18 protein-coding genes are annotated in these 23,932 nt (G+C 73.0%); 10 read left to right on the forward strand and 8 right to left on the reverse strand.

Annotation, left to right across the window (positions count from 1 at the left end; genetic code table 11):
- Window positions 1-3: 3 nt before the first annotated feature.
- On the reverse strand, window positions 4-2,226 hold the full coding sequence (locus BMX74_RS03480; RefSeq protein ID WP_177227198.1) for a M28 family peptidase: 2,223 nt from the start codon (window positions 2,224-2,226) through the stop codon (window positions 4-6).
- 279 nt (window positions 2,227-2,505) lie between these two features.
- On the opposite strand from BMX74_RS03480, the gene BMX74_RS03485 reads away from it, so the two are divergent.
- Complete coding sequence (locus BMX74_RS03485; RefSeq protein ID WP_091098215.1) at window positions 2,506-2,724, forward strand: MbtH family protein; 219 nt, start codon at window positions 2,506-2,508, stop codon at window positions 2,722-2,724.
- Here BMX74_RS03485 and BMX74_RS03490 read toward each other — a convergent pair.
- Complete coding sequence (locus BMX74_RS03490; RefSeq protein WP_177227200.1) at window positions 2,693-3,451, reverse strand: thioesterase II family protein; 759 nt, start codon at window positions 3,449-3,451, stop codon at window positions 2,693-2,695. The genes BMX74_RS03485 and BMX74_RS03490 overlap by 32 nt on opposite strands.
- A 70-nt stretch (window positions 3,452-3,521) precedes the next feature.
- Entirely contained in the window at window positions 3,522-5,123 is a 1,602-nt protein-coding gene (locus BMX74_RS03495; protein ID WP_055501590.1) for an ABC-F family ATP-binding cassette domain-containing protein, read from the reverse strand.
- A 251-nt stretch (window positions 5,124-5,374) separates the two neighbouring features.
- Between BMX74_RS03495 and BMX74_RS03500 the strand changes: the two genes are divergently transcribed.
- A complete protein-coding gene (locus tag BMX74_RS03500; RefSeq protein WP_091098221.1) occupies window positions 5,375-6,367 on the forward strand; it encodes an MIP/aquaporin family protein in 993 nt (330 codons plus the stop codon).
- A 56-nt stretch (window positions 6,368-6,423) separates the two neighbouring features.
- The gene (fdhA, locus tag BMX74_RS03505; RefSeq protein ID WP_091098224.1) at window positions 6,424-7,653 is read left to right on the forward strand and encodes a formaldehyde dehydrogenase, glutathione-independent; all 1,230 of its coding nucleotides are present in this window, start codon (window positions 6,424-6,426) and stop codon (window positions 7,651-7,653) included.
- A gap of 57 nt (window positions 7,654-7,710) precedes the next feature.
- On the opposite strand, the gene BMX74_RS03510 is transcribed toward fdhA, so the two are convergent.
- Genes BMX74_RS03510 through BMX74_RS03520 form a run of 3 tightly spaced genes read right to left on the reverse strand, consistent with a single transcriptional unit; the run spans window position 7,711 to window position 12,549 of the window.
- Window positions 7,711-10,230, reverse strand: coding sequence for an endo-beta-N-acetylglucosaminidase (locus BMX74_RS03510; RefSeq protein WP_091098225.1), 2,520 nt, complete (start codon window positions 10,228-10,230; stop codon window positions 7,711-7,713).
- A gap of 14 nt (window positions 10,231-10,244) precedes the next feature.
- Window positions 10,245-11,471, reverse strand: coding sequence for a glycoside hydrolase 5 family protein (locus BMX74_RS03515; protein ID WP_082534637.1), 1,227 nt, complete (start codon window positions 11,469-11,471; stop codon window positions 10,245-10,247).
- 46 nt (window positions 11,472-11,517) lie between these two features.
- Window positions 11,518-12,549 carry a LacI family DNA-binding transcriptional regulator gene (locus tag BMX74_RS03520; protein ID WP_055503797.1) on the reverse strand — a complete coding sequence of 344 codons (1,032 nt, stop codon included), beginning with the start codon at window positions 12,547-12,549 and terminating at the stop codon, window positions 11,518-11,520.
- A 101-nt stretch (window positions 12,550-12,650) separates the two neighbouring features.
- Here BMX74_RS03520 and BMX74_RS03525 point away from each other — a divergent pair, with 101 nt between their 5' ends.
- From BMX74_RS03525 to BMX74_RS03540, 4 genes are read left to right on the forward strand one after another with little or no spacing between them, the layout of a single operon-like run.
- Window positions 12,651-13,943, forward strand: coding sequence for an ABC transporter substrate-binding protein (locus BMX74_RS03525; RefSeq protein WP_091098228.1), 1,293 nt, complete (start codon window positions 12,651-12,653; stop codon window positions 13,941-13,943).
- Window positions 13,943-14,815 (forward strand): carbohydrate ABC transporter permease, encoded by an 873-nt coding sequence (locus tag BMX74_RS03530; protein WP_091098229.1) that lies wholly within the window; start codon window positions 13,943-13,945, stop codon window positions 14,813-14,815. The genes BMX74_RS03525 and BMX74_RS03530 overlap by 1 nt, the downstream gene beginning before the upstream one ends.
- A 1-nt stretch (window position 14,816) precedes the next feature.
- Window positions 14,817-15,683: a carbohydrate ABC transporter permease gene (locus tag BMX74_RS03535; protein ID WP_091098232.1), complete on the forward strand. Its 867-nt coding sequence runs from the start codon at window positions 14,817-14,819 to the stop codon at window positions 15,681-15,683.
- Between the two features lie 24 nt (window positions 15,684-15,707).
- The gene (locus tag BMX74_RS03540) at window positions 15,708-18,719 is read left to right on the forward strand and encodes an alpha-mannosidase (protein ID WP_091098234.1); all 3,012 of its coding nucleotides are present in this window, start codon (window positions 15,708-15,710) and stop codon (window positions 18,717-18,719) included.
- Between the two features lie 24 nt (window positions 18,720-18,743).
- Here the strand turns inward: BMX74_RS03540 and BMX74_RS03545 are convergent, their stop codons facing one another.
- Window positions 18,744-19,913 carry an ROK family protein gene (locus BMX74_RS03545; protein WP_091098235.1) on the reverse strand — a complete coding sequence of 390 codons (1,170 nt, stop codon included), beginning with the start codon at window positions 19,911-19,913 and terminating at the stop codon, window positions 18,744-18,746.
- 139 nt (window positions 19,914-20,052) lie between these two features.
- On the opposite strand from BMX74_RS03545, the gene BMX74_RS03550 reads away from it, so the two are divergent.
- From BMX74_RS03550 to BMX74_RS03560, 3 genes are all read left to right on the forward strand, one after another.
- Window positions 20,053-21,033, forward strand: coding sequence for an asparaginase (locus tag BMX74_RS03550; protein ID WP_091098237.1), 981 nt, complete (start codon window positions 20,053-20,055; stop codon window positions 21,031-21,033).
- On the forward strand, window positions 21,024-21,770 hold the full coding sequence (locus BMX74_RS03555) for a copper homeostasis protein CutC (RefSeq protein WP_055501600.1): 747 nt from the start codon (window positions 21,024-21,026) through the stop codon (window positions 21,768-21,770). The genes BMX74_RS03550 and BMX74_RS03555 overlap by 10 nt, the downstream gene beginning before the upstream one ends.
- 127 nt (window positions 21,771-21,897) lie before the next feature.
- Window positions 21,898-22,818: a glycoside hydrolase family protein gene (locus tag BMX74_RS03560; RefSeq protein WP_091098239.1), complete on the forward strand. Its 921-nt coding sequence runs from the start codon at window positions 21,898-21,900 to the stop codon at window positions 22,816-22,818.
- 94 nt (window positions 22,819-22,912) lie between these two features.
- Here BMX74_RS03560 and BMX74_RS03565 read toward each other — a convergent pair whose 3' ends face one another.
- Window positions 22,913-23,902: a sulfotransferase family protein gene (locus BMX74_RS03565; protein ID WP_055501602.1), complete on the reverse strand. Its 990-nt coding sequence runs from the start codon at window positions 23,900-23,902 to the stop codon at window positions 22,913-22,915.
- Window positions 23,903-23,932 lie beyond the last annotated feature (30 nt).

Here is a 23,932-nt window from a genome sequence, read left to right on the forward strand (position 1 = left end):
TGCTCAGGACAGGGGCACGCGGCGGCTGACGACCACGAAGTCGCCGTCATCGGTGCCGGGGACGGTGGCGCCCGGCCGTCCCACCTGGAACGGGATCTCGGCCAGCCCGAAGCTGCGGTCACGCAGCCTGATCACCGGCTGCTCGGCCCCGGACAGCCGCAGGGTCACCTCGATGCCGGTGGCGGCCGGGGCGAAGAAGGTGAGGCTCCATCGCTGGGTGGGCGCGGGTGCGGCGGCCGCGGTTCCGTCCACCGACAGGCCCAGCAGGCGGACGGGTGAGTCGTTGACGAGCTGGAGCATCGCGGCGCCCCGCGTGGACCTGGCCCGCAGCCGCACCGTCCGTGTGCCGTCCGCGGCGACCGTGTCGGCCAGTACCTCGACCTGCGGCGGCGTCAGCGCGGGCACCACCGGCGCCTGGCCCGTCCGCAGGCTCATGGGGTTCTGGAAGAAGACGGGCATGGGACCGCTGTGCGAGTCGGGCAGCAGCTTCTCCTGCCAGGGCTGCAGCACCGGGTCGGGCGAGATCCACCGGGCCGTGCCCGTGTCGGCGTCCAGGCCGTAGAGCAGCGTGGCCGGGCGCGGCTCGCGGGCGGTGAACCCGGACGTGAGGTCGCCGGCCAGGATCAGCAGCGCGACGGCGGCCACGACCAGGAGCGACCACCGGTGCTTCCTGCTCTGGCCGGCGAAGGCCGACATCATCCAGAGAACCAGCGTGAGACCGATCGCGACCACCCAGATCAGTGCGATCCCCAGCGTGAGGTGCAGCAGGTACAGGACCGGTGCGAAGAGGACGGCGGCGGCCACGGCGGCCGGGACGAGGGCCGCCGGCGACCGATCGGGCCGGGCGTACAGGTACAGCAGCGCCCCCGCGTACAGCAGCAGCGGCCAGGTCAGCAGGTAGGCGCCCTCGGGAGCGAGCGCCAACGCCACCGCGAGCGGCAGCGCCCACACCAGGCCGACGCCGGCGAGCAGATGGTCGGATCCGGCCCGCCGGATCGCGGCGCGCAGCCACAGCAGGGCCGTGCCCGCGGCGGCCAGCAGCAGCGCGGTCCCGTACCAGACGTCGTCGTAGACGATGACCTGATGGTCGGGGCGGATCACCGTGATGCCCCACCAGAGGGCGGCCGGAACCAGGGCCGAGCTCGCCGTGCCCGCCAGGAGGAAGAGCAGCGAGGTCCTTAGCCCCTTCCCGCTCAGCCTGCGGCGCCTGACGCCGACGGTCACGGCCGCGGCGAGCAGGAGCAGGGCGAGCCCGCCGAGGGGCAGTACGAGCCCGTTCTGGTAGGAGACCAGCCCCAGTCCTGGCAGCGTGAAGAAGCTGACGTCAGGGGCGCGTACCGCGTTCAGATCGGCCATGCCGAAGTGCCTGGCCAAGGTCAGCGCGTAGTCGCCCTGATGCTGGACGGTGGCGGGCTCGACGTTCTCCAGCGTGTCGGCCGCGTTGTGGTAGTAGGCGTGCTCACCCACGTACGCGAAGTTGAGCCCCGGGATGTCCGCCTGTCTGAAGATCGAGAAGTCGGTGTCGTTCGGCAGCGTCCGGTAGACGGCCGTGGCCAGTGAGGTGGCGACCGGGTCGGGAGCCTGGGCTAGTCCCTTGATCAGCAGTCCGTTGCCCCGGCCGGTCTCGAACATGATCGAGGGGCCGCCCCCTCCGCGCGCCTCGAAGTTCAAGGCCATGCCGACGGATCTGGCCCACGGATGCTGGTCGACGAAGGCCTGAGCGCCGAGGAGCCCGCGTTCCTCGCCGTCGCTGAGCAGGATGATCACGTCGTTGCGCAGCGGCGGCCCGGCCTTGAGCGCGCGAGCCGTCTCCAGCAGGGCGGCGACCGCCACCCCGTCGTCGTTGGCGCCGGGGCCGGCAGGAACCGAGTCGTAATGGGCGCTGAGCAGCACCGCCGGCCCCTGCTGCATGCCCCGCAGGCGGGCCACCACGTTCTCCACCCGCGCGCCGGTGAACATTCCCGGCGCCTGGCCGCGAACGACGGTCGTCACCTGGACCTGGGCGGTGAATCCGGCGGAGGTCAGGGTGCGCACGAGGAGGTCGCGGACGGCGGCCGCCCGCGGCGAGCCCGTCGGACGCGGTTCCACCGCGATCTGCTTCAGGTGCTCCATCGCCCTGGCTGAGGAGAACTCGCCCGGGCCGGCCTGGGCGGGCACGGGGTCGGGCGGCACGATCTGCAGGACGGACAGCAGCGCGGCGAGCGAAGCGAGCAGCCAGGCCGCCATCGCCGGGATCGGGTACCCGCGGCTCCGGTTCCGAGCGGGAGCGACAGGTACGGAGGCGGCCTCGTCCATGGCCCGTGTCACAGCGCATGCCCTTCGGTCAATCCGCGCGATGGTCCGCGAAGGTTCTCGCCGATTCGCGAAGACTAACGGCAGTGATCACTGTCATGCAACACTTTGTGGAAATAATCCGTTAGCTCTACTGAAAGCCTTAATTAGCTGTGATCCGAGCCCTATAGTGTGCGTTGAGCGAATTACTGGGATATTAAGGGGAAGGCCGAGATGACGAATCCATTCGAGGACCCGGACGGCACTTACCTGGTTCTCGTGAACGACGAGGGACAGCACTCACTGTGGCCGTCATTCGTCGATGTGCCCGCCGGGTGGACCGTTGTCCATGGCGAGGGTACCCGGCAGGCCTGCCTCGACTACGTGGAGGCCAATTGGACCGACATGCGGCCCAAGAGCCTCATCGAGGCGATGGAAGGACCCACGGCCTGAGGCTTTCCCGCACGAGCGGCAGCAAGTCGGCCTCGGCGTCGTGGATGAAGAAGTGGTCGCCGGGAACCTCGCGCACGACGAATTCGCCTGTCGTCTGCTCGTGCCAGGCCTCGGCGGCTGCTCTGGTCACCGTGGCGTCCGCGCTGCCGTGGACGACGGACATCGGCACGTCCAGAGGCGGCTCGGGCAGGTGGAGATAGCGTTCGCCGAGTGCCATGTCGGCACGGACCATCGGCTCCACGACCTCGAGCAGTCCCTCATCCTCCAGCACCTCCTGCGGGGTGCCGTTGATGCGCCTGAGTTCGGCGCGGAACTCGGCCGTGGGCAGGTCATGGATCCGCGGCCCTGAACGTGGTGCCTGAGCGGCGCGGCACCCCGATATGATCATGAGCTCGGGTTGTCCGAGGTTCTTCGCGCGCAGGAATCGGACCAGTTCGAAGCTGATGATCCCGCCCAGGCTGTGCCCGAAGGTCACGTACGGCCGGTCCAGGAACGGCGCCAGGCCGTCGGCCAGCGCGGGCAGCAGCTCGTCCATCGACGTGAAGGGCGGCTCTGTGAAGCGCGCCCCACGGCCGGGCAACTGCACGGCGCACACCTCGGCCTGGGGCGGCAGCGCCTGCGGCCACGTCCTGAACAGCGCGGGCCCGCCGCCGGCGTAGGGGAAGCAGATCAGGCGCAGCGCCGGCTCGGTTCGTGGCTGCCATCGGATCAACCAACGGTCGGTCATGATCGCCATGGTAGGCGAGTCGTCCCGTCCCGAGGGGCCGCCGCCGCACCCCCGAACCGGCGCGGCCCGGTCAGGCGAGGGAGACCAGGTCGAGGTAGCCGTCGTCCCACAGGTCCTCGACGCCGTCGGGCAGCAGCAGGACCCGGTCCGGCCGCAGCGCCTCGATGGCCTCCTCGTCGTGCGTCACCAGCACCACCGCCCCCGGATACGCCTCCAGCGCCGACAGCACCTCGCCGCGCGAGGCGGGGTCGAGGTTGTTGGTCGGCTCGTCGAGCAGCAGCACGTTCGCGCCGGAGTGGACGAGCCCCGCCAGGGCCAGGCGCGTCTTCTCCCCGCCCGACAGCACGCCCGCCGGCTTGTCGGCGTCGTCGCCGCCGAACAGGAACGCGCCGAGCACCGTCCGCGCCTCACCGTCCGTGAGGTGCGGCGCGGCCAGGGCGAGGTTCTGCCGGACGGTCAGCGCCGGGTCGAGCGTGTCGTGCTCCTGCGCGAAGTAGCCCAGGCGCAGCCCGTGGCCGTGGACGACCCGCCCGGAGTCGGGACGTTCCCCGCCCGCGAGGATGCGCAGCAGCGTCGTCTTGCCCGCGCCGTTCAGCCCCAGCACCACCAGGCGGCCGCCCCGGTCCACGGCGAGGTCCACGCCCGACAGCACCTGGTGCGTCCCGTACGCCTTGGCCAGGCTGATCGCGCCGAGCGGCGTCCTGCCGCACGGCTCCGGCTCGGGCAGCCGGATCCGCGCCACCTTCTCGGCGCGCCTGGACGGCTCCAGCCGCGCCAGCATCCTGTCGGCCCTGCGCGCCATGTCCCTGGCGCGCACCGCCGTGGACGAGCGGGCCCGCATCCGGCCGGCCTGCGCGTGCAGGGCGGCGGCCTTGCGCTCGGCGTTGGCGCGCTCGCGGGTGCGGCGGCGCTCGTCGGCGTCGCGCTGCGCGAGGTAGGCGTCCCAGCCGGTGTTGTGGACGTCCACCGTGGCGCGCTGCGGGTCGAGGTGGAAGACCCGCGTCACGGTGGCGGACAGCAGGCCCAGGTCGTGGCTGACGAGGACCAGCCCGCCCGGGTGGCCGGACAGGAAGCCGCGCAGCCAGGCGACCGAGTCGGCGTCCAGGTGGTTGGTCGGCTCGTCGAGCAGCAGCGTGTCGTGCCCGGCGAACAGGATGCGGGCCAGTTCCACCCGCCGCCGCTGCCCGCCCGACAGCTCGCCGAGCCGCTGGTCCATGACGCGGGGCGGCAGCCCGACGCCGGACGCCACCCGGGCGGCCTCCGCCTCGGCGGCGTACCCGCCCGCCGCCTGGAACTCGGCCTCGGCGCGGACGTACCGGGCCATCGCCGCCTCCTGCGCGGCGGCGTCCGCGGCCTGCGCCATGGCGGCCTCGGCCGCGCGCAGGGCGCGGACGGCCCGGTCGAGGCCGCGCGCGGACAGGACGCGGTCGGTGACGGTGCCCGACGGGTCGGCGGCCCGCGGGTCCTGCGGCAGGTAGCCGATCGAGCCGGTGTGGGTGACGGCGCCCGCGGCGGGCCGCAGGTCGCCGGCCAGGGTGCGCAGCAGGGTGGTCTTGCCCGCGCCGTTGCGGCCCACCAGGCCGACGCGGTCGCCGGGGGACACGTGGAAGGAGACGCCGGACAGCAGCAGGCGCGCGCCCGCGCGCAGATCGACACCGCTGACGGTGATCATGAGGTAACGCTCCGTAAGACCTAGAGGACACAGTGATGGCGTGGAAGCGGGTGTCCTGGCTAGGAAATACGTGGCGTAGCCATGGCCGACACGCTACGCCAGGGATGCGGGGCGGCGCATCCCATTTTCCCGCCGGGCCGTCGCCGGTCCCGGCGTGCGAGGGGGGCGGGCCGCCCGTGGGTTATGATTCGTCCGAAATGTCCGGGTATATATTCGGGGTCTAAGCGACACCATCGTCATCGGGGGGCACGATGGTCGGAGACCTGCCGCGGCGGCTCGTCGCGGAAGCCATCGGAACCATGCTGCTCGTCCTCTTCGGAGCCGGATCGATCGTGGCGGCCCTGGTCGTCGGCCGCGGCACGCTCAACTACGCGGGGCTCGGCATCATCTCGCTGTCCTTCGCCGTGGCGGTCGCGGTCGCCGTCTTCGCCTTCGGCACGACGTCGGGCGCCCACATCAACCCGGCGGTCACCGTCGCGCTGGCGGCCGGCCGCCGGTTCCCGTGGAGCGAGGTGCCGTCCTACATCGTCGCCCAGCTCATCGGCGGGTTCGTCGGCGCGCTGCTCATCGTCGGAGGTTTCGGCGGGCGGGCGGTCAGGCTGGGCGGCGTCGGGCTGACCCAGCTCCAGCCAGGCGTCAACCCCTGGCAGGGCCTGCTGTTCGAGGCGCTCGGCACGTTCCTGCTGCTGCTCACGATCATGGCGCTGGCCGTGGACAGGCGCGCGCCGACCGGCTGGGCCGGGCTGATGATCGGACTGGCCGTCGCGGGTGAGATCTTCGTGCTCGGCCCGCTCACGAACGGCTCCGTCAACCCCGCCCGCACGTTCGGGCCGTACCTGGCCAACGCCCTGTTCGGCGGCAGCACGCCCTGGGCGCAGCTCGGCGTGTACATCGCCGGGCCCGTGATCGGCGCCGTCGTCGCCGTGGTCGTGTACGACTTCGTGGCCAGGCCGGAGCGGGAGCTGCCCGCGGGCGCCGAGCAGGGGCTGGCCGGCGAGATCACGGGCGCCCGCGAGCCGGGCGGCGAGGTGCCGGCCGGTGTCGAGCAGGGCACCATGGGGCCGATCCTCGGCGAGCGCGGTCCGCGCCCGGAGAGCGTGGAAGGCCGGGAGGGGACGGCTGCCGAGGGGACCGTGCCGGGAGGGACCGTGCCCGAGGCGCGCCGCCCGCACGAGGAGGAGCTCAGGGGCCACGCCGCGCACGGAGGGTGGCGGCGGCCGTGGCGGCACGGCCCGGGGAGGTGATCGGAACGACCGCGTGAACCCACCGCTCAACCGCGTCGTCCGCTGAGGGAGGCGGAATGCCTGAGAACAGAGGCGTCATCTACGAGGGTCCAGGCAAGGTCGAGGTCCACGAGACCGCGTATCCGGAGTTCGAGATCAAGGACGGGCCCGGGGTCAACCCGGCCAACATCGGGCGCAAGCTGCCGCACGGCGCCATACTCAAGTGCGTCGCCACCAACATCTGCGGCAGCGACCAGCACATGGTCCGCGGGCGCACCACCGCGCCGCCGGGGCTCATCCTGGGGCACGAGATCACCGGCGAGGTCGTCGAGACCGGCCCCGACGTCGAGTTCATCAAGAACGGCGACCTGTGTTCCGTGCCGTTCAACATCGCCTGCGGACGGTGCCGCAACTGCAAGGAGGGCAAGACCGGCGTCTGCGAGAACGTCAACCCGGACCGCGCCGGCTCGGCGTACGGCTACGTCGACATGGGCGGCTGGGTCGGCGGCCAGGCGCAGTACGTCATGGTGCCCTACGCCGACTGGAACCTGCTGAAGTTCCCCGACAAGGACCGGGCGATGGAGAAGATCCTCGACCTGGCCATGCTGTCGGACATCTTCCCGACCGGGTTCCACGGCTGCGTCACCGCGGGGGTGAAGCCGGGCGCGACCGTGTACATCGCGGGCGCAGGGCCGGTCGGGCTGGCCGCCGCGGCCTCCGCGTTCCTGCTGGGCGCCGCCGTCGTCATCGTCGGCGACCTCAACAAGGAACGCCTCGACCAGGCCCGCAGCTTCGGCTGCGAGACGGTGAACGTGGCCCTCGGCGACCCGAAGGACCAGATCGAGCACATCCTCGGCAACCCCGAGGTGGACTGCGCCGTGGACGCGGTCGGCTTCGAGGCCCGCGGCCACGGCCGCGAGGCGGAGACCGAGCACCCGGCGACCGTGCTCAACACCCTGATGGACGTCACGCGGGCGGGCGGCGCGCTCGGCATCCCCGGCCTGTACGTGACGGGCGACCCGGGGGCCAAGGAGGAGGCCGCCAGGAAGGGCTCGCTGTCGATCAGGATCGGGCTCGGCTGGGCCAAGTCGCACAGCTTCACGACCGGTCAGTGCCCGGTGATGCGCTACAACCGCCAGCTGATGATGGCGATCCTGCACGACCGGGTGCACATCGCCAAGGCGGTCAACGCCACGCCGATCCCGCTGGACCAGGCCCCTCGGGGCTACCACGAGTTCGACGAGGGCGCGGCGCGCAAGTACGTGCTCGACCCGAACGGCATGCTGGCAGGCGCGTCGCCGGCGTAGCGGCCACCTGCCCGGGACGGCCCCGGGCGCCCGCGCGGCGCCCGGGGCCTCAGGGCGTCAGGAGCCCCAGGCCTCGAACTCGTAGATCCGGGCGGCCGGGTCGGAGCCCTGCGTCGGCCGGGTCACGGCCAGCCGGACGTACCGGGCGGTGACCGTGACCGGGTGGTCGGTCACGGCCGCCGTGTTCCCCGTGACGGTCACCGCGGTCGTCCACGGGTCGCCCGCGGCCGACCGCACCTGCACGGTGAAGTCGCGCGTGTTCCACGCCGCCTGCTCGCCGCCCGCCTGCGCGTGCCTGACGGTGAACCGGGTGATCCGCCGGGCGGACCCGAGGTCCACCTCCAGCCAGGGGGCCGAGGTCGTGGCGCACCACTTGTCGGACGTGCCGCCCGTCACGCTGCCGTTGACCGCCTTGGCCGGGCCCTCCTCGGCGGCGCACTGCCCCGACGCGGTGGCGGGCCGGCCCAGCGCCAGGTTGGTCCCTTCGGGAGGCGTCCCGTCCCAGGTGACCGTGGTCGTGGCGGGGGCGGAGCGGCCGTACTCCGCGCCTACGGCCTCGACCTCGACGGTCGTGGAGGTCTCGGCCCCCACCCGGTCGAGCCGGGGCACGAAGTAGGCGTCGTTCGGGGTCGCGCCGAGGTAGGTGCGGCTCCCGTCCGGGTTGCGGCGGTACACGTCGTAGTGGTGGACCTGGCCCGAGCCCGTCCAGGACAGGCGCAGCGACTTGCTCGTGGCGGAGACGTCGGCGGCGCCGAGCACGGTCAGCCCGGACGGCGCGGCGACGCCGTCCACGGGGCCGTCGTGGACGGCGAGCTGCCCCACCCGGATGTCGTACGCGTCGTCGCTGCCCTCGGCCTGCAGCCCGAGCTGCGCGATCGTCCTGCCCGCGTGGGCCGACAGGTCGATCGTCCTGCGCTCCCAGCCGGTGCCGCCGGTCGAGCCGAGGTCGAAGGTGACGAAGGTCGTGGGCGCGTCGGTGAACGCGACCGCGGCCTTGAGCCTGGTCGGACCCGCGGCGGGCGTTTTGACCACGACCGACAGCCGCGTGTCGGCGGCCACGGGCAGCCGGGCCTGGTAGAGGCGCACGGTGTTGACGGCGTCGAGCCGGCCGGTGAGGCGCAGCGACGAGCCGCCCTCGTAGGCGTCGCCGTAGTCGATGGACGGGGTCAGCCTGCTCCCGGACGACGTCACCAGCCACCGGTACGTGGGCGGCACGTCCTGCAGCGACAGGTTGTTCCAGCCGCCGTCGCGCACGCGGACGCCGCCGACGTTGTAGAAGTCGCCGTGCCCGGTGTTGAACCCGGTCACGAACGGCTTGGCGGTCACGGGCGTGGACTCCGCGACGTAGTGCGCGAGGCCCTTCCACGACGACGTCGTCGAGGTGTCGGACGGGTCGGCGTTGGCGCCCACCCAGAAGCGCGAGTCGCGGGCGCGGAAGTCGGCGGGGCCGCTCGACGACTTCCACGTCCACTCGGGGCGGTAGATGCCGAGCGAGGTCACGTGGGGCTGCCCCGAGGGGAACACCGCCTCCCACGGCACGCCGGTGTTGTAGCCGTTGGCCTCGGTGTCGATGCCGGCGTAGAGGTCGTGCTCGTCCCGGCCGAGCGACCTGGCCAGGTCGCGCGACGAGCGCAGCGCGCCCGCGCCCCAGCCGAAGTCGAGGAACATCGCGTCCGACACCCGGTCGGGGTCGCTGAGGAAGGCGTCGTTGGCCGACGTCAGGGCGTCCTGCCAGGAGATCGCGCCGCTCTCGGTCATGGCGTCGTACCACATGAACTCGACCTGGCCCTTGGACCTGGCGTACTTCATGAAGGAGCGCAGCTCGGTCGCGAGCGCGGCGTCGCCGCCCGCGGTCTCCTGGTTGACGAACCAGCCGTCGAAGCCGTAGTACCTCGCCACCTCGGCCAGCTTGTCCGCCACCGGGTAGGTGGCGCCGGATCTGAGGACGAAGTCGCGCACCCACCCGATCTGCCCGCCGTACGCCGTGGGCGGGAAGAAGACGGTGCCGTACACCTTGACGCCGTTGCGGTGGGCGGCGTCGATCACGGTGGGGTTGGGCGCGAGGATCAGGCCCTCGCCGGCCGAGCCGCCCCAGAAGACCAGCGTGTCGACGTACTGCCAGTAGGTGAAGGCGTAGTAGCCGGCGTCGAGCGCGCCCTGCGACGGGTTGCCCGAGGTGGGGGCGAAGGACACGAGCGAGGCGATCCGCCCCTCGCCGGCGCGGGCGTTCTGGTTCGCCCTGAGCGCGGGGTCGGAGGTGCGGGGCCGCAGCGGCACCCGGGAGCGGTTGAAGCGGGCGTCGGGGTCGGTGGCGGGGTCCCAGTTCAGGATGGTCTTGGGGTACCAGTACGACGCGTACGGCTGGCCGCCCGCGGCGCTCGCAAGGGCGCGGGCGGCGGGGGTGGGGCTCGGCCCGGCGTCCGCCCGCGCGGGGAGGGGCCCGAGCGAGGCCACGGTGGTGGCCAGGGTGGCGGCCAGGACGGCGAGGGCGGCGACGGCGGCGCGGGACAGGGTCGGGCGCAGCAGGCGCGCGTGCGGCAGGGGTACGCGGAGCTGGGATAACAGTCTTCGTCGCATGCGGACATTTCCTCTCATGCCTGGGTCAGGACGGCGTCGATCCCCCGAGCGCTGAGGTGGCCGGCGTCGTCGGCGCGGCCGGTGGTGACGATCGCGAGCGGCCCGGCCTGGCGCAGCCGGACCCACTCGGTGTGGAAGGCGCTGCCGGGTGCGACCTCGGCGCGCCGTTCGGGTTCGGTCCTGAGGTCCACGTCGCACAGCAGGGCGGGCCTGCGGGCCGCCGTGCGGGCCGCGCGGCGGCACTCCTCGATCGCCGAGGCCAGCTCCGCGGCCGCGGGCTTGGCCCGGTGGCCGACGGTGAACAGGCCGAGGTCGTACTCGCGGTCGGGGAAGTCGGCGAGGGACCGGTCGAGGTCGTGGGAGCACCACCAGGTGACGCCCCACAGGGCGGGGTTGGCGGTGACCGCCTCCAGCGTGGCGCGGACGAAGGCGGGGGCGTCGGCCTCGGGGACGTCGGGGCGGGGCGCGCCGACCTCCTGCAGCCAGACGGGGCGGGCCGGGTCGAGCGAGGTGGCGGCGGCCAGCTCGACGAGGTAGTCGGCGTGGGTGACCGTGGCGGGGCCGAGCGGCCCGTCCACGGCGGACACCCCGTTGAACACCCACGAGTGCACCGTCGTCAGGTCGCCGAGGTCCACGTTGTCGGCCGGGTGGAACGGGTGGGCGGGGTCGTACCAGGTGGCGTCGTACAGGGAGTGCAGGGACAGCAGGCCGGGCGCGGCGGCGCGGACGACGTCGATCAGCTCGGCCGCCCACCGGGTGGACGCCTCGGGCGTCGTCGGGTTGGCCGGGTACAGGTTGTTGACCTCGTTGCCGAGGGTCACGGCGAACACGTTGCCGCGCCCGGCCACCGCGCCGGCCACGGCGGCGGCGTAGGCGGCGAGGCCGGCGCGGACGTCCGGGTCGGTGAAGAGGCTGCGCCGGTGCCAGGTGAGCACCCACGACGGCAGGAAGTCGAAGCTGGACAGGTGCCCCTGGAGCAGGTCCACCGCCACCGACAGGCCGAACTCGGCGGCGATGTCGATCACGGTGAGCAGGTCGTCGACGCCGCGCCGCCTGATCAGCCCGCGGTTCGGCTGGAGCCACGGCCAGATCGGGAAGATCCGGACGTGGTCGAGCCCGATCCCGGCGAGGTCGGCGAAGTCGCGGCGGACGGCGTCGGGGGACAGGTCGAGCCAGCTGTGGAACCAGCCTGCCGAAGGCACGTAGTTGGCACCGAAGCGGATGGGGTGGGACAGGGGCACGCGTCCTCCGAGAGGTGAGTCGATCTCTCGGGGACCCTAAACCGGTTTAGTCCTCTTGCCAAGACCCGGGCGGAGCCGTGCTCTCCCTGACCGTCAGCCTCGGGGTGGCGGTCCTGACGTCCCTGCGGCGCCCGGGGTCGTCGATGAGCTCCAGCATCACCTCGGCGAGCGTGCGGCCGTAGGCGACGGTGTCGCGCGACAGCGCGGTGATGGACGGGTGCGCGATGCGCGTCAGCACCGAGTCGTCGAAGGCCACGATCGACAGCTCGCCCGGCACCCGCACGCCCATCTCGCCCGCGACGCCGAGGCCGGCGAGGGCCATCACGTCGCTGTCGTAGACGATGGCGGTCGGCCTGCGGGGGCGCGACAGCAGCGTCCTGGTGGCCGCCGCGCCCTCGGCGTCGCTGAAGTCGGTGGTCACCGACACCGTGTCGGCCAGCCCCAGCCTGCGGCTGGAGTCGCGCAGGGCCCGCATCCTGCGCTGGGTGTGGCGGAACTCCGGCAGGCCGGCGACGTGCGCGATGCGCCGGTGGCCGAGCGCGGCGAGGTAGTCGGCGACCGACAGCATCGCCTCGCGGTCGTCGGCCCACACGCTCGACAGCGCGCCGTGCCTGCCGGGGCCGCCCAGGACGACTGCCGGGACGCCGAGCTCCTCCAGCACCTCGACGCGCGGGTCGCGGACCTTGAGGTCGACCACGATGAAGCCGTCGACCCGGTGCGCGGAGGCCCAGTCGCGGTAGACCTCGATCTCGGCCGCGGCGTCCTCGACGATCATCAGGTGCAGCGCCACGGACCGCGCCGACAGCCCGGCCTGCAGCCCGGACAGGAGCTGGGCGAAGAACGGCTCCACGCCGAGCGTGCTGGCGGGCCTCGCGATCACCAGCCCCGCCGCGTCGGCCCGCGCGCCGCCCAGCGCCCTGGCCGCGCTGTGCGGGCGCCAGTTCATCTCCTTGGCCACCTGCAGGATGCGGGCCCGGGTCGACTCGGCTATCCCGGGACGGCCGTTGAGCGCGAAGGACACCGCGCCCTTGGACACGCCGACCCGCTCCGCGATGTCGGCGATCGTCGGTCGGCCCACGTGCGGCTCCTTCACGAATCCGTCTCATCTCTTGACAGGAGAGTCTAGCCAGTGAATAGTCCCGCAACTATACCGGTTTAGTACCCCCCAAGGAGAGCGTGATGCGAAGGTTCCGGGCAGGTGCGGCCCTGGCCGCCGCCGTGCTGGCGGCGGCCGGATGCGGGCTGGGCGACGCGGGCCCTCAGGGCACGGCGCAGGGCGGGGCGCCGAGCGCCGCCGTCACCGGTGAGGTGAAGGGCAAGGTCACCCTGCAGACGTGGGCGCTGAAGCCGAAGTTCACCGACTACGTCCAAGGGGTGATCGACGCCTTCCAGAAGCGCTACCCGGGCGTCACCGTCGAGTGGCTCGACCAGCCGGGCGACGGCTACTCCGACAAGGTGCTCAGCCAGGCCGCCAGCGGCACCCTGCCCGACGTCACCAACCTGCCGCCCGACTTCGCGCTGCCCCTGGTCAAGCAGGGCATGCTGCTCGACGTCGCCCAGGCCGACCCGAAGATCTCCGACGAGTACGTCGCCGGCGGCGTCGAGGCCTACACCTACGCCGGTCAGCAGGGCGTCTACGGCTACCCCTGGTACCTCAACACCGACGTCAACTACTGGAACTCCGAGCTCATGGCCAAGTACGGCCTCGACGTGAAGAAGCCGCCCACGACGTTCGACGAGCTGGTGGCGCAGGCGAGGATCATGAAGGAGAAGTCCGGCGGCAAGGTCTACCTCATGAGCCGCAGGCCCGAGCTGGGCGACCTGGCCGAGGCCGGGGTCGAGCTGATGTCCGCCGACGGCAAGCGCTTCACCTTCAACACGCCCGAGGCCGCGGCGCTGCTCGACAAGTACCGCGACGCGTACAAGGAGGGCCTGCTGCCGCGTGACGTGCTGACCGACACGTACGCGGGCAACGCCAAGCTGTTCGACGAGGGCACCGCCGCGTGGACGACGGGCGGCGGCAACTACATCACCAGCCTCGCCGTCGACAACCCCTCCCTCGCGCCGAAGGTCGTCCCGTCGCCCGACATGGGCGTCCCGCCGCTGTACGTGCAGGGCCTTTCGGTGTCGAAGCAGACCAAGAACCCGGCCGCGGCAGTCGCGCTGGCCCGCTGGGTGACCAGCCCCGAGAACCAGGCCGCCTTCGCCCACCTCGTCAGTATCTTCCCCAGCACCAAGGCGTCGGCCGGCGACCCGTTCTTCAGCAGGAGCGACGGCACCAACGCCGGCGACGCCAAGGTCATCGCGTTCGCCTCGCTGGCGAAGGCGAAGATGCTGCAGCCGGTCGTCGTCACCGACGCGATGAGCAAGTTCGTCAGGCAGCAGTTCGCCCTCGCCATCAGCGGCGAGGTCCCCTCGAAGCAGGCGCTCGACACGGCCGCGGCCAAGTGCGACGAGCTGCTCGCGGGCTGATGACGCACCGCCGCTGGTTCACGCCCTGGCTGCTGGTGGCGCCCGCCGCCGTGTGGCTGCTGGTGTTCAACGTCTGGCCGTCGCTCAACACGCTCGTGCTGGCGTTCACCAACGCCAAGCCGCTCGGCGGCGGCCACTTCACCGGGCTGGCCAACTTCTCCCGGGCGCTGGACGACGACCAGCTCGCCGACGCGCTGCTCAACAGCGTCGTGTTCATGCTGGTCTGCCTGCCGCTGCTCACCATGCTGCCCCTGCTGCTGGCCGTGCTGGTGGAGAAGAGGCTGCCGGGCATCACGTTCTTCCGCACCGCGTTCTACACGCCGGTGGTCGCCTCCGCCGTGGTCGTCGCCATCATCTGGGGCTGGGTCCTGGACGACAGGGGGCTCGTCAACGGGCTGGCCCAGCGGCTCGGCGTGATCGCGGAGCCGGTGCCGTTCCTCACCGACCGCTGGCTGCTGCTGTTCAGCGCGATCAGCCTGACGATCTGGAAGGGCCTCGGCTACTACATGATCATCTACCTCTCGGCGCTGGGGAACGTGCGGCGCGAGCTGCACGAGGCCGCCGCCGTGGACGGCGCGGGCCCGGTGCGCAGGTTCTGGAGCGTCACCGTGCCCGGCGTGCGCAACACCATGCTGCTGGTCTCGGTGCTGGTGTCGGTGTCGGCGCTGCGCGTGTTCTCCGAGCTGTACGTGCTGTCCAACGGCACCGGCGGCCCCGGCGGGCGCGACATGTCGCTGGTGATGCTCATCCAGCTCTACAGCCGCGGCTTCACCGGCCACCTCGGCTACGCCTCCGCGCTCAGCCTCCTGCTGCTCGTCGTCACGATCGGGCCCATGCTCCTGCTCCTCCGGCTCAGCAGGAAGGCGGCCTGACATGGGGACGCACGCCAGGTCCCCGCGCGGCGGCGGCCTCAACGCCACGGGCCCCGGCGAGAAGGCGCTGCGCTACGTCCTGCTCGCGCTGATGCTCGCGCTGACCGTCTCGCCGTTCCTCTGGCAGCTGTCCACCTCGCTCAAGAGCCTCGACGAGGACATCTACTCCGGCACCCCGAGCTTCCTGCCCGAGCACCCCACCCTGGGCAACTACGCCCAGGTCGCTGAGACGATCCCGGTGTGGTCGTACGCGCTCAACTCGCTGGTGGTGGCCGCCGTCGTGATCGCCGGCAACGCCGTCGGCGCCACCCTGGCCGGTTACGCCCTCGCCAAGCTGCGCTTCCGCGGCGCCAAGCTGCTGCTCGGCCTGTTCCTCGCCACGCTCGTGCTGCCCGGCGAGGTGACGATCGTCTCCCAGTACGTCACGATCCGCGGCCTCGGCCTGGCCGACACCCTGCTCGGCGTGGCGCTGCCCGGCGCGATCGGCATGCTCAACGTCCTGCTCATGCGCACCGCCTTCATGGCGATCCCGGCCGAGATGGACGAGGCCGCCGTCATCGACGGGGCCACCGCGTGGCAGCGGCTGCTGCGCATCGGCCTGCCCAACGTCCGCGGCATGCTCAGCGTCATCACGATCTTCGCCTTCATCGGCGCGTGGGACGACTTCCTGTGGCCGCTCATCGTCCTGTCCGACCCGGAGAACTACACGCTCACCGTCGGGCTGCAGTACCTCAACGGCACGTTCACCGCCAACCCGCGGCTCATCGCGGCAGGCACGATGATCTCGTTCGTGCCGATCGTGATCGTGTTCGCGGCACTCCAGCGCTTCTTCTTCAGGGGCGTCGAGGAAGGCGCGATCAAGGGTTGACCATCCACTGTTTCAGGAGCACGCATGCATGACGACCGCACGCTCGTCGAGGACCGGCTCAAGCGAGTGCTCGACGAGCGCGTCAGACCGGCGGTGTACCCCGAGTCCGTGCCGCTCGACGTGGCCGTCTGGCACGCGCCCGGCGAGCCGGTGCCCGTGGCCGAGGGCCTGGCGGCCACGCCGGAGCCGATCGCGGTGGGCGACGCCTGGGGCGCGCCGTGGGGCACGAGCTGGTTCACCGTGACCGGGACGGTGCCGGCCGCGTGGGCGGGCAGGACCGTCGAGGCCGTCCTCGACCTGGGCTTCGACAAGAACATGCCGGGCTTCCAGTGCGAGGGCCTGGTCTACCGGCCCGACGGCACCCCGGTGAAGGGCCTGCACCCGCGCAACGACTGGGTGCGGATCGGCTCGCCCGTCGAGGGCGGCGAGGAGGTGCGGCTGCACGTCGAGGCGGCGTCCAACCCGGTCATCCTCGACTACCACCCCTTCCTGCCCACCGAGCTGGGCGACAGGGAGACCGCCGGGACGCGGCCGCAGTACCGGCTGGCCAGGATGGACCTCGCCGTCTTCGACGAGACCGTCTGGCAGCTCGTCATGGACCTGGAGGTGCTCGGCGAGCTCATGCGGGAGCTGCCCGTCGAGAGCGCGCGCCGCTGGGACGTCCTGCGGGCGGTCGGGCGCGCGCTCGACGCGATCGACCTGCAGGACGTGGGCGCGACGGCGGCCGCGGCCCGCGAACGGCTCGCCGGCGTGCTGTCGGCCCCCGCCGTGCCGTCGGCCCACCGGATCAGCGCCGTCGGCCACGCCCACATCGACTCGGCCTGGCTGTGGCCGCTGCGCGAGACCGTGCGCAAGGTCGCCCGCACCACCTCCAACATGGCGGCGCTGCTGGACAGCGAGCCCGACTTCGTCTTCGCGATGTCGCAGGCGCAGCAGTGGGCCTGGGTCAAGGAGCACCGGCCCGAGGTCTGGGCCAAGGTGACCAAGGCGGTCGCCGGCGGGCGGTTCGTCCCGACGGGCGGCATGTGGGTGGAGTCCGACACGAACATGCCCGGCTCGGAGGCGATGGCCAGGCAGTTCGTCCACGGCAAGCGGTTCTTCCTGGACGAGTTCGGCGTCGAGAACGAGGAGGTGTGGCTGCCGGACACGTTCGGCTTCGCCGCCGGGCTGCCGCAGATCATCAAGGCCGCGGGATCGCGGTGGCTGCTCACCCAGAAGATCTCCTGGAGCAGGACCAACGCCTTCCCGCACCACACGTTCCTGTGGGAGGGGATCGACGGCACGCAGATCTTCACCCACTTCCCGCCCGTCGACACCTACAACTGCTCGATGCAGGGCAGCGAGATCGCCCACGCCGCGCGCAACTTCAAGGACAAGGGCGTCGCGCGGCACTCGCTCGCCCCCACCGGCTGGGGCGACGGCGGCGGCGGCACCACCCGCGAGATGGTCGCCAAGGCGGCCAGGATGCGCGACCTGGAGGGCTCGGCCACCGTCACCTGGGAGACGCCCGCCGCGTTCTTCGCCAAGGCCGAGGCGGAGTACCCGCACCCGCCCGTCTGGGCCGGCGAGCTGTACCTGGAGCTGCACCGCGCCACGCTCACCAGCCAGGCCAGGACCAAGCAGGGCAACAGGCGCAGCGAGTCGCTGCTGCGCGAGGCCGAGCTGTGGGCCGCGACCGCCGCCGTCCGGGCCGGGCACCCCTACCCGTACGAGCGGCTCGACCGCGTCTGGAAGACCGTCCTGCTGCACCAGTTCCACGACATCCTGCCCGGGTCGTCCATCGCCTGGGTGCACCGCGAGGCCGAACGGACCTACGCCGCCGTGGCGCGGGAGCTGGAGGAGGTCATCGGCTCCGCGCAGCGCGCGCTCGCCGGCGACCCGGGGGCGGGGACGTCCCTGCTGTTCAACTCCACTCCGCACGCCAGGGACGGCGTGCCCGCGGGCGGCGCCGCCCGGCCCGCCGCGGCCGCCGCCGCCACCCGGGTGGGCCCGCGCGAGGGCGGCGGCCACGTCCTCGACAACGGCCTGCTGCGGGTCGAGGTCGACGGGCGCGGGCTGGTCGTCTCCGTGTACGACCTCGCAGCGGGCCGCGAGACGGTCGCGCCGGACCGGCCGGCCAACCTGCTCCAGCTCCACCCCGACTTCCCCAACATGTGGGACGCCTGGGACGTGGACGAGTTCTACCGCAACACCGTCACCGAACTGGTGGAGGCCGAGGAGGTGGCGCCGGGCGAGGAGCCGGGCTCGGTGCGCGTCACCCGCGCGTTCGGCCGGTCGGCGGTGCGGCAGTTACTCGTCCTGCCCGCCGGCGCCGGGCGGCTGGAGATCAGGACCGAGGTGGACTGGCACGAGACCGAGAAGTTCCTCAAGCTCGCCTTCCCGCTGGACGTCCGCGCCGACCGGTACGCCTCGGAGACCCAGTACGGCCACGCCTACCGGGCCACCCACACCAACACGAGCTGGGAGGCGGCCAAGTTCGAGGCGTGCAACCACCGCTTCGTCCACCTGGAGGAGCCGGGCTGGGGCGTCGCCCTGGTCAACGACTCCACCTACGGCCACGACGTGACGCGGGTCGTGCGGGCGGACGGCGGCACCACCACGACCGTGCGGGCGTCGCTGCTGCGCGCGCCGCGCTTCCCCGACCCGCAGACCGACCAGGGCGTCCACCGCTTCCTGCACGCGCTCGTGCCGGGCGCGGGCATCGGCGACGCGGTGCGCGAGGGGTACGTCGCCAACCTGCCGGCGCGGCTGGTCCCGGGCGACCGGGACGTCGAGCCGCTCGTGGCCGTGGACCGTGACGCGGTCGTCGTCACCGCCGTGAAGCTGGCCGACGACGAGAGTGGCGACGTCGTGGTGCGCTTGCACGAGGCCCACGGCGGCCGGGCGGCGGCCACGCTGACGGCGAACTTCCCGTTCACCCGGGTGAGCGCGACCGACCTGCTGGAACGCCCCCTCGGGGAGGCGGAGCGGGAGGGCCGGGCGGTGCGGCTGTCGCTGCGGCCGTTCGAGCTGGTGACGCTGCGCTTCCACCGCTGACGCCGTACGGCGCGGCGGCGGGGGTCAGACGCGGGCCTGGTCGGGGGACAGGACCGCGTCGAGCAGCAGGGCGCCCGCCCCGAGCAGCGCCGCGTCACGGCCCACCCGCGTCGCCGCGATCTCCAGGTCGCGCGTGGCGAGCGGCAGGCAGCGCTCGTAGACGGCGGCCCTGACGGCGGAGATCAGCGGCTCGGCCGCCGACAGGCTGCCGCCGACGACGACGGCGTCGGGGTTGAAGAAGTTCACCAGCACGGTGAGCACCTCGCCGATGAGCCGCCCGGCGTTGCGCACCAGCGCCGTGGCCTCCGGCACGCCGTCGTCGACGCGGGCCACGAGGTCGGCGGGCCGCTCCAGCGCCATGCCCTGCCCGGCCAGGGCGGCGATGAGCGCCGCGCCGCTCGCGTACGCCTCCAGGCAGTCGGAGTGCCCGCACGAGCAGGTGGCGGACGCGTCGGTCCTGACGCGGACGTGGCTGATGTCGCCCGCCGCGCCCCGCCCCCTGTGCAGGCGCCCGCCGACGACGAGGCCGCACCCGATGCCGGTGCCCGCCTTGAGCACCATGAGGTTGTCGTGGCCCGGCCAGGCGCGGGCCTCGCCGACGGCCATGAGGTTGGCGTCGTTCTCCACGAGGACCGGCAGGTCGTAGCGTCTGCGCAGGTGCTCGGCCACGGGGAAGGAGTTCCAGCCGGGCATGCGTGAGGGGGACACCACGCGGCCCGCGGACGGCTCTACCGGGCCGGGGACGCCGGTGCCGACGCCGCGCAGCGGGGTCGCCGACGGTCCCGTGCCGGCGTGGCGCTCCAGCAGGCCGTCGAAGACGTCGGCCAGCCAGTCGAGCACCGCCTCGGGGCCGCGGGTGATGTCGCAGGGGTGCTCCTCGACGACGATCGGGTCGCCGCTCAGGTCGAGCAGGCCGAGCCGGGCGTGGTGGGCCCCGAGGTCGGCCACCGCCAGCACCCCGGCGGTGGGGCTGAGCCGCAGGCGCCTGGGCCGCCGCCCGCCGCGCGAGCCGCCCGAGCCCTCCTCGACGAGCAGGCCGGAGTCGATCAGCTCCTCGACGCGCAGCGAGACGCTGGAGGCCGCCAGGCCCGAGAGCCGCGCGAGCTCCGCGCGGGATTCGGCCCGGCCGCCCGCGACCAGGCGCAGGAGCTCTCCTTGCGCCCCCCGTACGGGCAGCCGATCTTTGCCTGACATGACCAGAGGAATACCACGGCTTGGCTTAGTGCGGCAATGCATTGACTTCCGCTGAATTCGCCCATTACGGTCCGATTTATCTTCGATCTCGAAGGAAGTTGCCCCGTGATTCCCATGAACGCGCTGAACGAAGGGCTCCATGACCGCGCCGCCCGTGCCTGAACCCCCCGCAGCCGTCCCCCTCGCCGAGGTGGTGCGCTCCGGCTTCACCGAGAGCGTGCACCTGGGCAGCGCGGTCGCCCTCGCACCCGACGGCGCCGTCGCCGTCGCCCTCGGCGGCGTCGCCGCGCCCGTGCTGCCGCGCTCGTCCACCAAGCCGGTGCAGGCACTCGCCTGCCTGGAGTCCGGCGCCGCCCTGAGCGGCCCCCGCCTGGCCATCGCCGCGGGCAGCCACACCGGCGAGGACTACCACGTCGAGCTCGTCACCGGGCTGCTCGCCGACGCCGGGCTCGGCCTCGACGCGCTGCGCTGCCCCGCCGACTGGCCCGAGGACGAGCCCACCAGGCACCGGCTCATCCGGGAGGGCCGCGCGCCGGCGCCCGAGCGCATGAACTGCTCGGGCAAGCACGCCGCGATGCTCGCCGCCTGCGCGGCCTCCGGCTGGGACACCCGCGCCTACCTCGACCCGGCGCACCCGCTCCAGCTGCGCGTGCGCGCCGTCGCCGAGGAGCTGTCCGGCGAGCCCGCCGCCCACGTCGCCGTGGACGGGTGCGGGGCGCCGCTGTTCGGGATGACCCTGGCCGGGCTGGCGCGGACCGCGCAGCGGCTCGTCCTCGCCGAGCCGGGGACGCCCCGCAGGGCGGTCGCCGACGCCATGCGCGCCCACCCCGAGTACGTCGGCGGCACCGGCCACCCCAACACCACCCTCATGCGGGCGCTGCCCGGAGCCGTCGTCAAGGGCGGAGCCGAAGGCGTGCTCGTCGTCGCCCTCGGCAGCGGGCACGCCGCCGCCGTCAAGGTGATCGACGGCAGCCCCCGCGCCACCACCCCGATCGCGCTGGCCGTCCTTCGGGCGGCGGGCGCCGACGTCTCCGGCGCCGCCGCCTTCGAACGCGTCCCGGTGCTGGGCGGCGGCGTCCCCGTCGGCGAGATCCGCGCTCTGGGGGAACGATGGGTCTGACGTACGAGATCTGCGTCGACAGCACGGCCGGCGCCCTCGCCGCCGAGGAGGCCGGGGCGCACCGGGTCGAGCTGTGCGCCGCCCTGTTCGAGGGCGGGCTCACGCCGACGCTCGGCACCGTCGAGGCGACACTGGCCGCCGTCTCGTCGATCCGCGTCCACGTCATCATCCGCCCGAGGGGCGGCGACTTCATCTACGACCCGTACGAGATCGCCGCCATGGAACGCGACGTGGCGACCGTGGCCGCCGCGGGCGCGCACGGCGTCGTGATCGGCGCGCTCACCCCCTCGGGCGAGGTGGACGCCGAGGTCGCCGAGCGGCTCATCGGCGCGGCCGGCGGGCTGTCCGTCACCTTCCACCGCGCCTTCGACATGGCGGCCGACCCGTTCGCCGCCCTGGACGCCCTCGCCGGGCTCGGCGTGGACCGCGTCCTCACCTCCGGCCAGGACGTCACCGCCCTGGAGGGCGCGCCGCTCATCGCCGCCCTCGTCGAGCACGCCGGCGACCGGCTCGTCGTCATGCCCGGCGGCGGCATCACGCCGCGCAACGTCAACCGAGTCGTCGAGGCCACCGGGGTCACGGAGATCCACTTCGGGGCGCTGGTGGACGCCCCCAGCCCGGCGGTGCACCGCAACCCGCTCCCGTTCATGGGCGGGCAGCTGCGCCGGCCCGAGTACGCGCGGCGCGTGACGTCGGCGGCCCTGGTCACCGAGGTGATCGCCGCCACCTCTCCGTGAGGCGTGCGCGCATTATTCCTAGGAAATGGATAGGGAATATATGAAATAGTCAAGGGATCGCGATCCCCACGCCATGAAGGGCGGAAGCTCCGTGAACCTCCCAGGCCCGCCGCCTAGTCTCGTGCCCATGTCGACCGAAGACCGGAACGCCGCCGCTGCTCGGGCGTTCCTTCCCGACCCCGCACGCTCGGTGACCGCGATCGCCCCGGACGCCCCCGGCGACGGCCACTGGGCCGGCGCGCCCAGCGCGGTCGCCCACGACGGCTGGATCTACCTCGCCTACCGCCTGCGCAGGCCCGTCTCCGAAGGGCGCGGGCACGGCGTGGTCGTGGCCCGATCCGCCGACGGCGAGCGCTTCGAGACCCTGCAGTTCATCGCCCGGGACGAGATGGACGCCGAGTCCCTCGAACGCCCGTCGCTGGTGCGCACGCCCCAGGGCTCCTGGCGGCTCTACCTGAGCTGCGCCACCCACGGCACCAAGCACTGGCGCGTGGAGGTGCTGGAGGCGGCCCGGCCGGGGGCGTTCGACCCCGCGGGCCGGGTCACCGTGCTGCCCGGCGACCCGAAGACCGGCGTCAAGGACACCGTCATCGTCAGGCGGGACGGCACCTGGCACCTGTGGGCGTCCTGCCACCCGCTGGCCGACCCCGACGAGGCCGACCAGATGGTGACCGACTACGCCACCAGCGACGACGGGCTGAGCTGGACCTGGCACGGCACCGCGCTGAGCGGCCGTCCCGGCGCCTGGGACTCCCGCGGCGCCCGGGTGTCGGCCGTGCGCTTCACACCCGGCGGCGTCCTCGCCTTCTACGACGGCAGGGCGAGCGCCGCGGAGAACTACGAGGAGCGCACCGGCGTCGCCGTCGGCACGGACCCCGCCGCGCTCACCCCGGTCGGCGACGCACCCGCCGCGTCGTCCCGGCACGGCGGAGGCGGCCTGCGCTACCTCGACCTCGTGGACCTGCCGGGCGGCGGGGTGCGCCTCTACTACGAGCACACCCGCGCCGACGGCGCCCACGAGCTGCGTACCGAGCTACGCGCTCCCTGATCCCCTTCCGCTCCGGCCCGGCCCTCCCCTCCCAGACCGACCGGAGCGGGAGGAGCGAGGGGCGCGTGGCCGGTCGGGTGGCATGCCGCCTGGGTCAGGCGGGGCGGGGGCGGCCGTTGCGTGACTGCCGCTGTCCCGGCGGGCGCGCCCCGACCAGCCCGCCCGAGCGCTCCCTCGGCCGCAGCCAGTCGCTGAAGTCCTCGCCGGTGACGCGCCGCAGGAGCTCGACATCCTCGGCGAAGTACGGGATCAGCGCGCTGCGCTGCTCCCAGGTGAGCGGCCGGCGGCGGGCTCCACGGCGCTGCAGCAGGTGCTCCACGCGCTCCGTCAGGCCGCGGCCCAGCGTGGCGGGCAGGAACCTGCCGGCCCGCGTCCCGGCCCGTAGCGCGGCGGCCAGCACGGCGTGCCGCCCGCCCGCCGGCGGGTGGGCGGTGACGTTCTCCCTCGGCACCTCGGTGACGAGGCCCTGCTCGACCCCGAGGAAGGCGCAGATCCCGTCGAGCGTCCGCGCCGGCCTGTCGACCAGGTCGCGGTACCTGAACACCAGCACCTGCTCGCGCGGGAACAGCGTGAACAGGTGCGCGAGCTGCTCGCCGTACCTGCCGAGGCCGGTGTAGTGCCAGAAGTGCGCCCATCCGTCCCGTACCCGGCGCGGCTCGGCGGCGCAGGCGCGGACCACGTCGCCGATCGGCTCCAGCCCGGCCGACCACAGGTGCGTCCAGTTGGAGTGGGCCCGCTCGACCGGGTCGCGGAGGATCGCGATGAGCCTGGCCTCGGGGACGAGCGCGCGGATGCGGCGCTGGGCGTCCAGGTCGTAGAGGTAGAACGGGGTGGCCTCGCCGAGGAGCGCGCCAGGTGGGGCCGGCGCGAAGAGCTCCTCGTAGTCGTCCTTGCGCCAGACGTGCTCCCGGTAGGTCTGGACGTCGCCGGGGCCGCCCGTGGACGGCGGCGGGCCGTCGGTGAGGAAGAACTTCGGCTCCTTGACGTCGGGCAGGTACAGCTGCGGATGCCGGCGCAGGGCGGCGTACAGGGCGGTCGTCCCGGCCTTGGGCGCGCCGATCACCAGGAAGTGGGGCAGTGGCATCGTCCCTCCTTCTCCGTCGATCGCTGATTT

Origin of the sequence: Nonomuraea pusilla (genome assembly GCF_900109355.1) — a bacterium.
Classification (GTDB): domain Bacteria; phylum Actinomycetota; class Actinomycetes; order Streptosporangiales; family Streptosporangiaceae; genus Nonomuraea; species Nonomuraea pusilla.